Annotated in this window: 15 protein-coding genes; 3 read left to right on the forward strand and 12 right to left on the reverse strand. The window is 33.5% G+C overall.

The genetic code is table 11. The features are described from left to right. From NTZ27_04040 to NTZ27_04075, 8 genes are all read right to left on the reverse strand, one after another. Positions 1-194, reverse strand: a 194-nt coding sequence (locus tag NTZ27_04040) for an ankyrin repeat domain-containing protein (protein MCX6173908.1), incomplete at its 3' end; no start/stop codon positions are given. A 305-nt stretch (positions 195-499) separates the two neighbouring features. Further along, positions 500-796: a hypothetical protein gene (locus NTZ27_04045; protein MCX6173909.1), complete on the reverse strand. Its 297-nt coding sequence runs from the start codon at positions 794-796 to the stop codon at positions 500-502. An 8-nt stretch (positions 797-804) separates the two neighbouring features. Then, positions 805-960 (reverse strand): hypothetical protein, encoded by a 156-nt coding sequence (locus NTZ27_04050; GenBank protein ID MCX6173910.1) that lies wholly within the window; start codon positions 958-960, stop codon positions 805-807. 215 nt (positions 961-1,175) lie between these two features. Further along, complete coding sequence (locus NTZ27_04055; GenBank protein ID MCX6173911.1) at positions 1,176-2,393, reverse strand: erythromycin esterase family protein; 1,218 nt, start codon at positions 2,391-2,393, stop codon at positions 1,176-1,178. A gap of 403 nt (positions 2,394-2,796) precedes the next feature. Continuing rightward, a complete protein-coding gene (locus tag NTZ27_04060; GenBank protein MCX6173912.1) occupies positions 2,797-3,609 on the reverse strand; it encodes a hypothetical protein in 813 nt (270 codons plus the stop codon). A 307-nt stretch (positions 3,610-3,916) separates the two neighbouring features. After that, positions 3,917-4,222 carry a hypothetical protein gene (locus NTZ27_04065; GenBank protein ID MCX6173913.1) on the reverse strand — a complete coding sequence of 102 codons (306 nt, stop codon included), beginning with the start codon at positions 4,220-4,222 and terminating at the stop codon, positions 3,917-3,919. Between the two features lie 149 nt (positions 4,223-4,371). Continuing rightward, a complete protein-coding gene (locus NTZ27_04070; protein ID MCX6173914.1) occupies positions 4,372-4,854 on the reverse strand; it encodes a hypothetical protein in 483 nt (160 codons plus the stop codon). A gap of 306 nt (positions 4,855-5,160) precedes the next feature. Further along, positions 5,161-5,343 (reverse strand): T9SS type A sorting domain-containing protein, encoded by a 183-nt coding sequence (locus NTZ27_04075; protein MCX6173915.1) that lies wholly within the window; start codon positions 5,341-5,343, stop codon positions 5,161-5,163. Between the two features lie 269 nt (positions 5,344-5,612). On the opposite strand from NTZ27_04075, the gene NTZ27_04080 reads away from it, so the two are divergent. Then, positions 5,613-6,131 (forward strand): helix-turn-helix domain-containing protein, encoded by a 519-nt coding sequence (locus NTZ27_04080; protein ID MCX6173916.1) that lies wholly within the window; start codon positions 5,613-5,615, stop codon positions 6,129-6,131. Between the two features lie 27 nt (positions 6,132-6,158). Then, positions 6,159-6,434: an integrase core domain-containing protein gene (locus NTZ27_04085; protein ID MCX6173917.1), complete on the forward strand. Its 276-nt coding sequence runs from the start codon at positions 6,159-6,161 to the stop codon at positions 6,432-6,434. Between the two features lie 243 nt (positions 6,435-6,677). On the opposite strand, the gene NTZ27_04090 is transcribed toward NTZ27_04085, so the two are convergent. Then, complete coding sequence (locus NTZ27_04090) at positions 6,678-9,293, reverse strand: protein kinase (GenBank protein MCX6173918.1); 2,616 nt, start codon at positions 9,291-9,293, stop codon at positions 6,678-6,680. A gap of 538 nt (positions 9,294-9,831) precedes the next feature. Here NTZ27_04090 and NTZ27_04095 point away from each other — a divergent pair. Further along, positions 9,832-10,506 (forward strand): integrase core domain-containing protein, encoded by a 675-nt coding sequence (locus NTZ27_04095; protein MCX6173919.1) that lies wholly within the window; start codon positions 9,832-9,834, stop codon positions 10,504-10,506. Positions 10,507-11,583: 1,077 nt separating this feature from the next. On the opposite strand, the gene NTZ27_04100 is transcribed toward NTZ27_04095, so the two are convergent. The 3 genes from NTZ27_04100 to NTZ27_04110 all read right to left on the reverse strand — a co-directional run bounded on the left by NTZ27_04100 (position 11,584) and on the right by NTZ27_04110 (position 15,387). Next, on the reverse strand, positions 11,584-13,059 hold the full coding sequence (locus NTZ27_04100) for an aminotransferase class V-fold PLP-dependent enzyme (protein ID MCX6173920.1): 1,476 nt from the start codon (positions 13,057-13,059) through the stop codon (positions 11,584-11,586). A 205-nt stretch (positions 13,060-13,264) separates the two neighbouring features. Continuing rightward, positions 13,265-14,602, reverse strand: coding sequence for a sigma 54-interacting transcriptional regulator (locus NTZ27_04105; GenBank protein ID MCX6173921.1), 1,338 nt, complete (start codon positions 14,600-14,602; stop codon positions 13,265-13,267). Positions 14,603-14,760: 158 nt separating this feature from the next. Continuing rightward, positions 14,761-15,387 carry a class I SAM-dependent methyltransferase gene (locus tag NTZ27_04110; protein ID MCX6173922.1) on the reverse strand — a complete coding sequence of 209 codons (627 nt, stop codon included), beginning with the start codon at positions 15,385-15,387 and terminating at the stop codon, positions 14,761-14,763. Positions 15,388-15,397 lie beyond the last annotated feature (10 nt).

The following is a 15,397-nucleotide window of genomic DNA, read 5'->3' on the forward strand; positions in this document are numbered from 1 at the left end:
TGAAAGATAGCATTCATTAATGCTGTTTGATTGTCTTCTCCCAAGCGATTAATATCCGCACCTTTGGAGATTAGAAATTTTACAGTTTCAAATTGTCCGCTGCGGCAAGCCATTATTAATGCGGTATTACCAAGCTTTGTTGTCTGATTAACATCTGTCCCATTATCGCTTAGTCTTGTGCATTCATCAAGCAATCCTTTTTCCGCTGCTTTGATAAACTCTGTCTTGGATGCAGTATCAATTCACTTTTTATAGAAAATAACAATCCAACGGATAATGGAAACTATCGCCGATAGAACCAAAAATCCAATTAAATAAGAAAGTAGAGGATTATCTGATAAAAGACGTTCGAACATAATAACCTCTTAAAAATTATTTATTAATCTATTTTGTTCACTAAACTCAAAGAGCAACTTACTTTTGCAACCAAACTTCATGATCATAAAAATGCCACACTGTTTAAAGCGATCGGCTTGAAGAACGGGTTAGGCTTTATTTATTATTTTATCTTAACTTTTTCTATTAGAACTTTATCCTCATATTTTAAAATACCGTTTTTAACTTTTAGTGGGATGGGAAACAAAAACTCCACATACCAATCATCTATTTCTTCTTTAGGTGACCCCATATCCCAATACTTACCTGCTTCATCATTTAAAAACCATCTCCCATCTTTTTTTTCTTCTGAACCAAGAGTCATTCCAAGACATCGAGCTGTTATCTTGACTCCTTCATATTCATACTCAAACAGTAAGTATGCAGTATTCAATCGTTCCATTGCAGGTGTATTAAACATCTTTACTTTTATTGCCAGTCACCACCAAATGCTGCATCTACTCTATTTACCAATTTAGTTGAAATCAACTCTATCTTAAAACCGTTCTGACCCTTCAGTTCACTTGTACTGTAAAAAGTTAATATTACAGAAAAGAATAGAACATATATTAATATACTTTTCATTTTATACCTCACTTAATATTAAAGCCTAACGTCATTGTGTTTAAGCGGCTGCCGTATAGTTTGCGCTGCAAACAACAGATTTACTGTTTATATTATTTAGTTACTTCTCAACTTCAACAAACACTACAAAGACTAACTGCAAATTCTACGACCGGCTGAAGTAGTCCGCTTGAAACGCTTGTTATACAGTGTTTACATATTCTAATATTCTTTGCTCATTCAGAAACTTTCTTACTTGGAATCATTTCTTTTGTAAAAACAATTCCATCTAAATTATTTGTCCAATCAGAATTCATAGCACCATACCCCAATGGACGGCTACTTATTCTTTGTTTAAGCCATTGCCCACTATTATCAATTTTTCGCAAATCAAGGAAACAATTTTCGTAACCAGTTTTGAAAAATAAATCTTCTAAAGAATTAGATTCTGGTTTTTCCAGTGTTCGTTTATTTTCATTATTTGCCCAACCAACAATTCCTTGGTAAGCTGTAAAACCTATTGCATATAATTGGTTACCAAGTGTTTCCCAAGCAACATCACCCATTGTAACTATCCCTTCATACATTTTTGGATTTCCGATAACTTCTATACTGGGCAAATTTCTTGCGATATGAAAAGTGGCCGCCCATACAATTATCTTTTTGTTTGGATAATTATTATTCGCTTGCCAAATTAAATTTTTCCCCATTTGAATATCCCGGATAATTCTAGTCTCGATTGGAATCATTCCCATATCTTTAATCCCATAAGATTGCCAAATACTTTTGGTTTGTTGCAAGGAACTTTCTAACATCTGAATCCAAAACTTGGTATCATCGGGAGTTGAATCATTAGACAAGGGTTGTAAAGTTGTTATTATTTGCTGTATGTTTTTCAAGAAGTCGGTTTGCAAATCAATTGTAGGTGGCTGAGGTTTTGGTTTGATAAATCTTTCTTCAGAAATATTTTTAAGTATTGCTTTTGTATTTGGCCAATTGGAAAAATTACTCGTATCGACGGTTTCACTTTTTAAATATTTTTCAAAGTCATTTAGATAAAATTCCTTCGAAGCTTCGCCAGTAAATTGGCAGTCGAATCCACCAATATGCAATTCATTCCGATACTTCTCTATTACTTCAACGAGAGGTTGAAATTGTTCACTTTTATTCCAAATCGGGAAAACCCCTTTTCTAATTGCTTGAATAGCTGGGACACCATTTTTTATAAACTCATCAATTTTTCTACAATCAAAAAGACCGCTTTCAAATAGAATTACATCAAACCCCATCTCTTTTATGAGGAATTTGATTAATCTAGTTTTCATAAGAAAAGTAGTTCCGTCACCATGACTTTGTTCACCAAGTAAAACAATTCTTGAATTACCAATCTTATTTTTTAATTGTTCTAAGTCGGAATAATCATCATCACTTGGATTAGTTGATTTAATCTCCACGACATTTCTTTTAAGCCATTCTACTCTATCCTTGGCAGAATTAACATTGCGTTCAGGATAAAGGTCTTGAGAATAATAATTACTGAACCAAAGAATTATTATTAGAATATTGAGCGATCTAAAAATTATTTTAATCTTCACAATCACCTCGAATTATTACACTGTATAACGGTGTGGCTTTTCACCCGTCCGCCCAACACAGCAATGAAGCTTTGAAAGACTAATGCTATAATTTTTGATTAACTTTTCTTTTATAACCTACTTCAAAAAGCAACTAACTTTTTCAAACTCAATTTTATAATTCCAACAATGCCGCAACGTTTAAAGCGGTCGGTCTTGAAGAACGGGTTAGGCAATAAATTTTTCCATTTCTTATTAAACGAAGTATCGGTAATCTCTTTTTTTAATTAACTACTTTTATTCGCATATCTATTACCCATTTGTATGGTCTAACCAATTCAACAACAAACTCAGTATTCTTATCGCCAGCAATAACTTTTCCTCCACGATGCAAATAATTTATTATTTCCGGAATCTGTGATTCTAAATGAAGTGCGATATAACCATTATTCATTAAGCTATTTTTAAGTTTGGTGTCATCGAATTCATAATTATTCCCTTTAGGATATAATGCTTTAGTTTTGACATCTGTAATTGTACTATCGGTAGAAGTTAAAATAATAAAACAAGAACCGGCAGAATCGCTTTTGGAAAAACTATACGCAACAGCAGTGTTCTTAAATTTTCCTTGCTGAAACGGTTTTAAAAGACTTGATGAGCCACCAAGAGGAATTGGTGTAATTACAGCAGATGCTTTGTGTGTCGGGTCGGAATTATGGAACGATATATCATCAAAGAATGCATTTGGATCTCTACTTTTTTTAATTATTATAAGATCAACAGGTTCTATGCCGATTAAATATTTGCCCGGTGAAACTGAATTAAGTAGAATTGGCGTTTTGCCCTTGAGATATTTATTCTGCATCAAAAAAAAACGATTTTCCTTTCTATTATAAACTTTTGAACTCTCTTCATCTAAATTTCCGGTAGTAGTATCTTTTGCAAAATAAATATTAAGTCCGGTTGGAACAGATGAGATCCATACTTGGTCGGTATGAAGCTGCGGCATCTTTTCAAGTTTTTGTGCAAGACAATAATTATTCTGGAGAATGCACATCATAATCAGAAATAAATAATAACCGAGAATATTTTTCATCTTAACCTCCGTAACAAATGCTGTTGTCTAACGACGTTGCCGCTAATCGGCAGCCCAGAATAAGAATGCCGATTGAAAAGCTACTGCCAATAATTATTAATAATTTTATTTAATAGAACAATGTCACTTGCAATGCTTCACTTTTTTATCCAACCCGAGAATTAGAATAATGCCGCATTGAAAACGCTGTCGGGTGGAAAAGCTGGTTAGGCAATTATTTCTATTTGTTTCCTTTGTCTCCCTTAATTTTATCAATCATATCTTCAATAATTTCTTTGATTGTTCAATAAGTTCTTTTATTCTTTTTTCAAAGATCGATCTCCTTCGCACCTCTTGATTCAAGAAAAGCTATAGTTCCTTCATTATCGCAGTACGAAGGTTTTTTTATCCACTTCAGCAAAGTCATACTTCCAATTGGCATGTTAATATCTGCACCATGCTTTACAAGTGTTTTTGTAATGTCCAAACGTGCATCACCCATGCAAGCTGCTACAACAATCATAGGTTCACCACTAGGAAGCGGCGTATTAACATCCAAACCAGATTGTAATGATGCATCTAATTGATAAGCATTTCCTCTGGTGACTAATGTGTAAAGTTGTTCTTTGTCCATTTCTTCCTCTTTCATTTATGCGTTACTTGTTATGGTAGTAGATATACTTTATGTTTTTAAGTCTGAAACCCAACAAGCACTTTTATTTAATTAACTATAAAACACGGATCTCACAATATTCGGGACAGTATTATTAGTTACATCTATAATTAAAAGAATGAAGACCAAGTAAATATTTTTTTTCGGCTGAACAACAATCGTTTCGGATGGTTGCACCAATCATTAATACAATAATCACATAACCACATCCAATCCAGTACCCCGTAATTATTGTAGAATGCTGTTATTTTATAGTTTGAGCTCCTTCGGCTGCAAATTATACACACTTCTTTACCGTTAGCTTCTCTATTCTTATTTGCATAACCCATAACAGCATTACTTTGTGCATGAATCCCAAGCGAATAACTAGGCAAAGGTAAACGCCATCCATCTACCTTTATAAAAGGATTATCAATACTCTCATTAATACAATTCGCACATAGATATTGAGTGATTTGCAGAGCTTTATCATAAACGTCAATTTCAAAATTTTTACGTGCGTCTTCAGTATTTTGATAAAGTTTATGACTGTCAAGAATAGCAGCATATTTTTGATTGGATTTAATTTCATTTTTGCATTTGTAACAATTCATAATTTCACACCTCGCTTCTAATGTATGGTATAATTATTAATTATCTCACTATGCTAACTTGGTAACAATACATCTATCAAAGAAAGACGATAAACATATTCTTAACTCATACATCTTTTAATGTGTTTGAATTAAATTAATCGAGATAAGGAAATAATAAGTTTTGTTATATAGAAAGTCTTACGACTTATAATTCGCGAGTGGTTATAGGAAAAGATATTTATAATTTGCAGAATCATGGTGGGATTACTCTTTGTTGCAGATGTAATTTAAAATAAAAAAAGGTATCTGTCAAACTGCATGAGCTCATTTCAACAAAATCATTTTCTTTGTTTGAGTAAAATCACCAGCTTGAATCTTGTAAAAATAAATTCCATTAGGTAATTCAGTTGCATTAAAATCCACTGAATATGACCCTACTCCTATTTCTTGATTAACTAATTTTCTAATCTCTTGTCCTATCGCATTATAGATACTCAATCTTACCATTACTTCTTTCGGAACTGTGCCTAGTCAAAAGTCCATCCGCATTAAAAATAATGATTAGGATCTGAAATCGCTATTTTTATATTTCTCAAATTAACTCGTCAAAACTCTGTTTCTTCAAATCAAGAACTCAATTGCAACTTGAAATCGTATTCCTCAGAAAACAACTAGAAATTCTGAATCGATCCAGGAAAAAACTCCAAATTAAGAATCGGGATCGGCTCTTTTTTACTGTAATGAAAAGTATCTTTTCCAATTGGCAGCAAAGCCTAGTGATAATTAAACCTGCCACAGTAATAAATTGGCATCGAAAAGGTTTCAAATTATATTGGAAATGGAAGAGCAGAAGTGAAGGAGGAAGACCTAAAATTCCGCAAGAACAAATCAATCTCATTAAGCAGATGGCTAATGAAAATCCATTATGGGGAGTTCCCCGTATTCATGGAGAGATTCTTAAACTCGGGTTTGATATTTCTGAATCGACAGTCATGAGATATATTTCCAAGAAGAACGGTAGAACATCCGGGCAACGCTGGAAAACATTTCTGAAAAATCATACGGCCGAAATTATCTCAATAGATTTTCTTACTGTACCAACTATTAATTTCAAATTATTACATGTTCTGGTTTTCTTGTCACATCAAAGAAGGAAGATCATTCACTTTAATGTCACTGCTCATCCAACTTCTGAATGGACTACGCAACAACTAAGAAACGCACTACATGATTCTGAAATACCCAAGTTCCTAATTCGTGATCGTGATACTAAATTCGGCAATTTGTTTTCATAAAATGTTTCTGATTTCGGTATTCGTGAGATTGTTACGGCTTATCGATCACCATGGCAGAACGGTTATGTGGAAAGAGTTATTGGAAGTATACGAAGGGAGTTTCTTGATCACTTAATTGTTATCAATGAAAGTCATTTGAGAAAACTTCTAAAGGAATATTTTAATTATTATAATAATCAGCGAACTCATCTTGGGTTGAATAAAGATTCTCCTGAATCGAGAGAAGTTCATGTAATTGGCAAGATTGAGAAAGTTGCTGTTGCCAATGGATTGCATAACTTCTACTTTAGGAAAGCTGCGTAAGTAATTCTCCAGATTATTCTTTCGAATAAAGTCTTAATTGATCTGGGCATTTCCATATCTGTTTTCAGTAAAATTCCTTTCATGAAGAAAAATCTAGAATAATATTAGGTCTTTGCCTCCAGACTTTTCGGGTCACATCGCCGAAAATCAATGCATATTTCAAAATAATTGAGAAATATTAGTTGCGGTTTGAATAATGAATATGGACAGTCTTGTAGCGTGAAATTGTTCTGCAAATTATATTTATTTGAAGAGGTTATTGATAACAATAAATTTTGTTGTAGAATAAAATTGGCTATAGATAATTGTCTTTCCATCGCCGCTGAGAGTGAAACGGCTATCAAGCCCAGGGAATTTAATACTCACAGGAATATCTCTTCCTTCTGGTAAAGAAATTCTGTGAAATTCTGCAGGTGGTGAATCATGATGTCTATAATAGACCTCTTTGTTTGTAAACCAAAGTCCATCAACAGTCCCTTTGAATATTTGTCTTGCTTCTTTTGTCCCTGATAATTTGTATGAGTTCATTGATGTTATCCACAATCCGTTTCGAGTTGTACGATAGTCATTGATCACTACATATTTTGCATTCAATACAGGATATGCAGTGACAGAATCTTCGGAAAATCTCTGAACTTCTTTAGAATTAATTGAACCGATATATTTTATTTGCGATTTCCAAAACGTAAACTCCTTTTCAGTAATCCAGTCAGGCCATGATCCAGATCCTATCAATTTTGACGATCCAGGTTTCTCAGCCTCGGCAATGTAAATCCGACTTGAATCCAAAGACTGACTTAAAGAATTAGCCATATATATAATCCATTTCCCATCTGGAGACCAAGATGGGTAAATACTAAAATACTCATCGAATGTCAGCTTGCGCACATTCATTCCATCACTGTCCATAACATAAATATTACGAATGCCGACGAGATCATCAAGTTCTTTAGAAACAAAAACAATCTGTTTTCCATTCGGTGAAATTTCCGGGAATGCATATTGACGGTCACCAAAAGTAAGTTGCTTAGCATTTCCACTACTCAGGTTCCCAATAAAAATGTCTCCATTTACAGGTTGCGATTCAGAGTATAAAAATCTGTTCCCGTCACTAGAAATTCCATTCATGTAATCATTTCCGGCTCCACGGGTTAATTGTATTGGTTCTCCCCCAGAGGAAGAGATTACCCATAAATTAACATTTCCATTTCTATTTGAAGAGTAAAGAATGTGTCCTGTCGGACTCCAGATTGGGGCATCGGCAATTTTTTTGTCAAATGTAAGTTGTCTGCTCGTTTTCTTCTCTAAATCATAAATCATTATTTCAGAGTATCTCTCAGAAAAAGTCTTAATCCAGGCTATTGATTTACCGTCTGGTGAGTATTTAAATGAATAACGTAGTATTAAATTATATTTACTTGTATCGGAAAATTCAAAGTAATGTTCCGATCCATCAGTTTTTGCACTCCAACATTTTAAAACCCTTTGATTGTTTAAAATTTTATTCTCTTCTGAATACAAAATACGTTGTCCATCAGTTCGCCAATCTTGCAATTCTGCATTTTCTAAGATTACTCTTCCCGGTCCACCTGACGTGGAGACGTTTACAATCTCATCAATATCTTTAGTTGTATTACGGCGAGTATATAAAATTGTGCTTGCGTCTGGTGACAGCATTGCCTTACGTATCTCGCTGGAATCGCTAGTAACTTTTCGCGGTTGGCCTTGAGATGTGTTCATGATGTAGATGCCATATTTCCCTTCGTCAACTTTTGCAGGGAATATAAACCAGTTCCCGTCTTTGGACAAGTTAGCATAGTTTACATCACGAAAGGGAACTGTTAGTGTCCGTGATTTCATTTCGGGATTCAATTGCGGCGCACGTGGAATTACTAAAAATACAATCCCAGAACAAACTAGCAGGAGAACAATAATTGCTAAAAGTCTTTTTTTATTCTTGAGAAACAATTTAAAAGAATTCTGATTTGATTTTTTTAATGTTTTAGTCCTATCAATGGTTGGGTTTAATTGAGCAACTCTATCTTCTTCTTTTTTTATCGTTCTAAGATCAATGACCATATCGTTAATTGTTTGATAACGCTCATCCGGATTTTTTTTGATTGATCTTTCTACTATCTGTTCAACTTCAGAGTAAATGTCATTCCGAATTGTATGAAGCGATTTCGGTTCTTCATTTAATATTGAATAAATTACCGCTTGTTCATACTCACTCTTGAATGGAAGTTCTCCCGTTAACATCTCATACATCACTACACCGAAAGACCAGATGTCGGTTCGATGATCTACTTTCATTCCTCTTGCTTGTTCCGGACTCATGTACGATACTGTTCCAACAGTATCTCCCATGCGTGTCATTTGTGTTCTGTTGGAAAGTTTTGCTAATCCAAAATCTAAAATCTTTACAATACTGTCTTTAGTTATAAAAATGTTCGCCGATTTTATATCTCTATGAATTATTCCATGCTCGTGCGCTTTCTTCAATCCTTCTGCAATTTGTTTTGCAATATCAATTACTTCCTCAATTTTCAATTCTCCATTCGCAATTTTTTCTTTCAAAGTCATTCCTTCATAACATGGCATCACAATGCAAGTTTGGTTGTCTTCTATTTCTATAATATCATAGATCGTGCAAATGTTATGATGATCGAATTGTGAAGCCGCTTGTGCTTCATGGATAAAACGATGTTTTGCATCTTCGTCGCGTGTTAGTTCTGGTGGTAAAAATTTGAGTGCTACGGTACGGTGGAGTTTTGTATCCTCGGCTTTATAAACTACTCCCATCCCGCCTGAACCAATCTTTTCTATTATCTTGTAATGTAAAACGGTTTTACCGATCATATTTATTTAAATATGTTATCTAAAATGATAAACTTTGCTTTCCAGTAATTTTGGCAGTAAACAATCTCTTTGCCATCATTGCTTACACTAAAATCGTAATCCGGTTGTGCATATTCAAAATCTCATCCGTATAAAAACACTTAATTCACGTTAATATCTATATTTTTGCTCACCTAAAATTAATAGAAATAAACCTAACATGATCAAATCTTTCATATTGTTTTGTCTTGGTGTCTTCAAATCAAGAACGCAACTCCAACTGGAAATCATTTTCCTTAGGAGACAACTCGAAATTCTAAATAGAAAATCCAAGAAGATCCAGATAAGAAAGGGTGATCAGCTCTTCTTCCTATTCATTCGAAAAGTCTATAGTAAATGGCGAGATAGTCTGATCATCATAAAACCAGAAACAGTTATCAGATGGCATCGAAAAGGTTTCAACAAGTATTTGCGATGGAAAAGTAAAAATGACGCCGGAAGACCAAAAGTTCCATTAGAATAGATTGAAATCATCAAAAAGATTGCAAACGAAAATCCTATGTGGGGTGTTCCTCGAATACACGGAGAAATTCTTAAGCTCGGTTATGATATTTCTCAAGCTACTGTTTGGAGATATACTCCGAAGGATAAGTATAATAAAACTGGTCAACGCTGGAAAACATTTCTTAAAAACCATGTTTCAGAAATAATTTCCATCGACTTCTTTTGTGTTCCAACTATTAATTTTAAGTTACTACATGTATTAGTCTTTCTCTCTCATGGGAGACGAAAGATTATTCACTTTAATATTACTGCTAATCCAACTTCTCAATGGGCTACTCAGCAACTAAAGAATACTTTCTATGATTCAAAAACTCCTAAATACTTAATTCGAGATCGCGATTGTAGATTTGGTAATTTGTTTAAACAAAGTGTTTCTAATTTTGGTATTCGAGAAATAGTAACCGCATATCGATCTCCGTGGCAGAATGGATATTGCGAAAGAGTTATTGGTAGTATTCGGAGAGAATTTCTTGATCACTTAATTGTTATGAGTGAAAGTCATTTGAGAAAACTTCTGAAAGAATATTTTCATTATTACAACAATCAACGAACGCATCTTGGGTTGAATAAAGATTCTCCGGAATCAAGACAAGCTCAAGTAATCGGTGAGATTGATAAAGTACAAGTTGCTAATGGTTTGCACAACTATTATTTCCGAAAAGCTGCGTAATTAATTCTTTAATTTTAATCTGCGTTAAAAATCTTCACTGATCGACCAAAGGTTATATCTTTTTCGACTAAAACTGTAACAAGACAATAATTTTTTGACAAATTTATGTTAGTACTTCTCGAAATTTTTCGTCCTTATCACTGACTGAAACAATCATTATCTTAATATTCAGTCAAAAATAGAGACGGATGGAATATTGAATATGGACAAGACTACACAGACCCCTTTTAAAAACAAAAACTTCGAAAACAGCATTCTTTTGCTATAGTCGAGGTTTTATTTTTCTATGAGGAGAGAGAGGGAATCTCCTCAGTGCTAAAAATACTGTGTTATTAGCTTAGATATACACCGATTTGAAAAGCTGTGTCCAAAAAGTGACTTAGATTTTATTTTTCCTATCTATATAATATATATCCTCATCAGTAATAGAATTACAGACAATCTTATAATATTTCTGCTTTTGACATGCGGATCAAATTTTGAATATGGAAACGTCGGCAAAGAGGTATGCAGTCCACATAATCCAAATTTCGTTTTATTATACCTTGTCATTTTTTGACCTGAAAGTGTTTGTAATTTTAATCAACTCCAAGAAAAGGCAAGATGTGATCTGCGCTCTCATATATTTAGCGAAACATAAGTGTAGCCACCCTCCTAAAATCTGACCCAAAAAGAAAGCACCTACCAATATGGGGAATGTGATAAAGCGCCATCCTAATCCTGAAAAGATTCGAAGAGCTATTACTATGGGAACGGGGATATGAACTGACAGAAGCCATTGTCTAGAAAATTTTCTTGTATTTGCTCTCCAATAGCCAAAAGGTATATTTAAAATAAAAACAATGATGGTAACACTGAAGAGGTTCATAATATTTACTTACATTTATAAATTATTATTTCTTATTAAATCTTTTTGTTTTTAAGTGGCATACCGAATATCCATGTTATGTTAAAAGTGACAACCATCAGCTTTTATAAAAATTACAATGCGGAACTTCCCAAGAAGGCACACCAAAAACTGGTAAAATTCTTTAGATAAAATTAATAACATCTGGTAATGTATCTGAATAATAAAAATTAATTCTCTATTGTCTTAAACCAATCATGAACTTGAGTATAATCAATCCCTTTTTGAGTATAATGAAAGTACTCATTCGTTTTGGGTGAGTATTCATAATCTTTAGACCAAGCTTTATGATTAATTATAACCTCATCAATAGCCGATAATATATAATTAAGTTCTTGGTTTGTCATAGTCGGATGAAGTGAAAAACGGACCCATCCCGGTTTCTCAGAGAAATCCCCTTGGTCAATTTTATCGGTAATCTTTTTTGAACGTGTTGGATCAACATGTAATAAATAATGTCCGTACGTTCCCGCGCAAGAACAACCTCCGCGCATCTGAATTCCATATCGGTCATTTAATAATTTCACCATCAAATTATAATGAACATCTTCTACATAAAAAGAAAAAATACTAAGTTGTTTTTTTTGTTCTTGATCAAGAAGATGCAGTGAAGGAATCATCTTTAATTTGTTAAATGCAATTTTGCGAAGTTCTTCTTCACGGGCTAAAATATTTTCTACTCCCATTTCTTCTTTAAGCTTTATTGCAAGCGCTGCTTTTATTGCTTGTAAAAATCCTGGAGTTCCCCCATCTTCACGCAGTTCAATGTCATCAATATATTTATGTTTACCCCATGGATTAGTCCAATCTACAGTTCCACCACCAGGATTGTCAGGCACTTTTCTATTATATAAATTAGAATCAAAGATCATAATGCCCGGAGAACCTGGTCCACCAAGAAATTTGTGAGGTGAGAAAAATATTCCATCCAATTTTTCTTCTGGATTTTTCGGATGCATATTAATATCAACATAAGGTGCAGATGCTGCAAAATCTATCAAACATATTCCGCCATGTTTATGCATAATCTTTGACATCTTATAATACTGTGTTGCTATCCCTGTAACATTAGATGCAGCCGTGAATGATCCTATCTTAAATTTTCTATCCTTATGTAATATTAATAGAACCTCTAGAAGATCCAAATTGACTTTACCTTGCTCGTCAATACCAATGATAACGACATCGCAAATTGTCTCTAACCAAGATGTATGATTTGAATGGTGTTCCATGTGAGTAACAAATACAACTGGTTTTTCACTTGCTGGAATTGAAGTGAATTTATAAAGTTGTTCCGGATAGTGAAGGCCAAGTATTCTTTGAAACTTATTTATTGCCGATGTCATTCCATAACCAGAAAAAATTATTACATCTTTTTTATCTGCATTTACATGTTTTTTGATTATCTGTTTTGCCTCAGAATAAGCTTTTGTCATTACTGAGCCGGTTTCACTCAATTCGGAATGTGTATTTCCAACAAATGGATAAAAATTATTGATTAGGATTTTTTCGATTGGATAATATAATCTGCCGCTTGCTACCCAATCAGCATAAACTATTTTCTTCTTCCCATAAGGAGAATTAAATTCCTGATCAATTCCTATTATCTCATTCCTGAACTTTAAAAAATATTCTTCTAGGTTCATTTAGCACCTAATTTTTATGAATCATTATTTGACAGAAGACAATCTTAGTGCCATAGTGAAATTTTATGAAAAAGAAGGTATTTGTGAAGCAATGAAACAAATTGTTTCATTCAAGTATTGCTCTTTTGGATAATTCTTAAAAAAGGGGATTAATGTGGATTTTTAGATTAAAATAGTGTTCCAGTCGGTTGAAACAGTTGAACAATTATTTCTTTTGGATTCCGAATTGTTTCATTTTTCGCCAAAGTGTACTTCGCCCGATATTAAGTTCTTTGGCAACCTTGGATTTGTTCCAGTTATTTCGATTGAGAGAATTGAGCAGATTTTCTTTTTTAATAAAATCTTCCTGTGAATCGTTGGAGGCAGTAATTGATAAAGCATCATTCACAATTTGGATGATATTTGGAGGCAGTTTAGATACTTCTATCTTGCTTTTATTATTTGTTCTTACAAAACTAAATTCAATTGCGTTTTCTAGCTCTCTTATATTACCAGGCCAGTTGTAATTTAATAATATGTCCAGAGCTTTTTCCTCGATTTCAGCAATTGGTTTTTTATAGAAAAGCGAAAATTTTATTAGAAAGTGTTTAACCAAAGGAACAATATCTTCTTTTCTTTCACGAAGAGGGGGAATTTCGATTGGAATTACATTTAATCGGTAGAAAAGATCTTCACGAAATTTTCCAGTAGACAATGCTTCTTTTATATTTACATTCGTTGCAGCAATAATCTGAACATCGGTGTGGCGGGTAATAGATTCTCCGATTCTCTCAAACGTACCTTCTTGAAGAACGCGAAGCAATTGAATCTGCATATGCGTTGACATCTCAGCTACTTCATCTAGGAATACTATTCCTTTATCAGCAAGCTCAAATCTTCCCACACGATCTTTTACTGCATCTGTGTAAGCTCCTTTTACATGGCCAAATAGTTCACTCGCTAAAAGAGTAGAAGGAAAAACCGAGCAATTTATTTTAATAAACGGAAAATCTCTTCGGCTTGAAAGTTTTTGAATAGCATTTGCAACAAGTTCTTTCCCAGTGCCTGATTCACCACGGATGAAAATGGGTGCGTCGGTTTCTGAAATCTCTGTAATTAATTGAAAAATATCTTTCATTACCTTACTGCGTCCAATCATTCCGTGGAACTTCGATTCTTTCTGAAGATCTTTTCCTAATGCTTCATATACACTTATATCTCTAAAAGATATTATGCCTCCTGAAGGTTCATTATCATTATTGTATAATACCGCTGCATTGAGTTTTATTGGTTTTGTAGTATTGTTAGATGTTTTAATCATCGTATCAAAATCATAAAGATTATTTTGAGATTTGAAGACTAATGAAAGCGGGCAATCAATTAAACATTTTTTTGAACGGAATACATCTTTACAATATTTACCTATGATTTCATTGGGGGTATAACCTGTAATACGTTCAGCAGCTTTGTTAAAGAAGTTGACTTTAAAATCTTTATCAACTGTAAATACTCCTTCGGCAATTGAATCTAAAATATGATCTTTTAAGTTATCGCTAATTGGCATTTTTGAACATTTCTTTTATTAGTAAAAATACCAAAAAATATTTAGCTGCTCTAACAGAAATATTTAGCATTACGTTAAATGAACCTAGTCATTCAAGAGCAAGTAATTCTAATTTCAACAAAAGAATTAACGAAAGCGAGCAATCAACTCTGTTTATTTTATCCATTCTTGGATAGAACAACAAGGTGACTCTTTGACGGTCGATTTTTTGTTTCGGTAATAATTTTAAGTCCGGCTTTATTTGCCAAATCATAAATGCCACCCTTCGCAACATAGCTTTTATAATTTTTATAATGATCCGATCCAGCAGTAAACTCAATTACTTCATTCAGCATACTCCAAAAGCCGCTTGGTTTCGGAACAAGATAATCACCAAGAATAATTTTATTGGCAACTTGAGCTATTTCATTTAGGAGATTCATTCTATCGTTTTCACCAACTTCGTGAATAACGTAAGTTATAACCGCATAATCAAAATGTTCTTTCCCTATCAAGATTATCTCATTAACGCTCTTATGCTGAAACGAAATTTTGTTATTTTGATGTTTTGCTAAAGTATAATTAGCTCTTTCAATATTTCGTTTTGATAAATCAATTCCTAAAACCGATTTACATTTATCTGAGATTAAAAAAGCGAAACGTCCTGTTCCGCAGCCGACATCAATAATCGTCGAGTTCGGTTCTATGAGGTTTTTAATCTGCCCGAATAACATATCCTGATTCGGCGCAATAAATTTATCGTAGAACCATCCGTCGTACCAATGATCTTTGTTAATGTTTTCCATTTTCACACTA

The organism is Ignavibacteriales bacterium (assembly GCA_026390775.1).
Taxonomy (GTDB): Bacteria; Bacteroidota; Ignavibacteria; order Ignavibacteriales; family Melioribacteraceae; genus Fen-1258.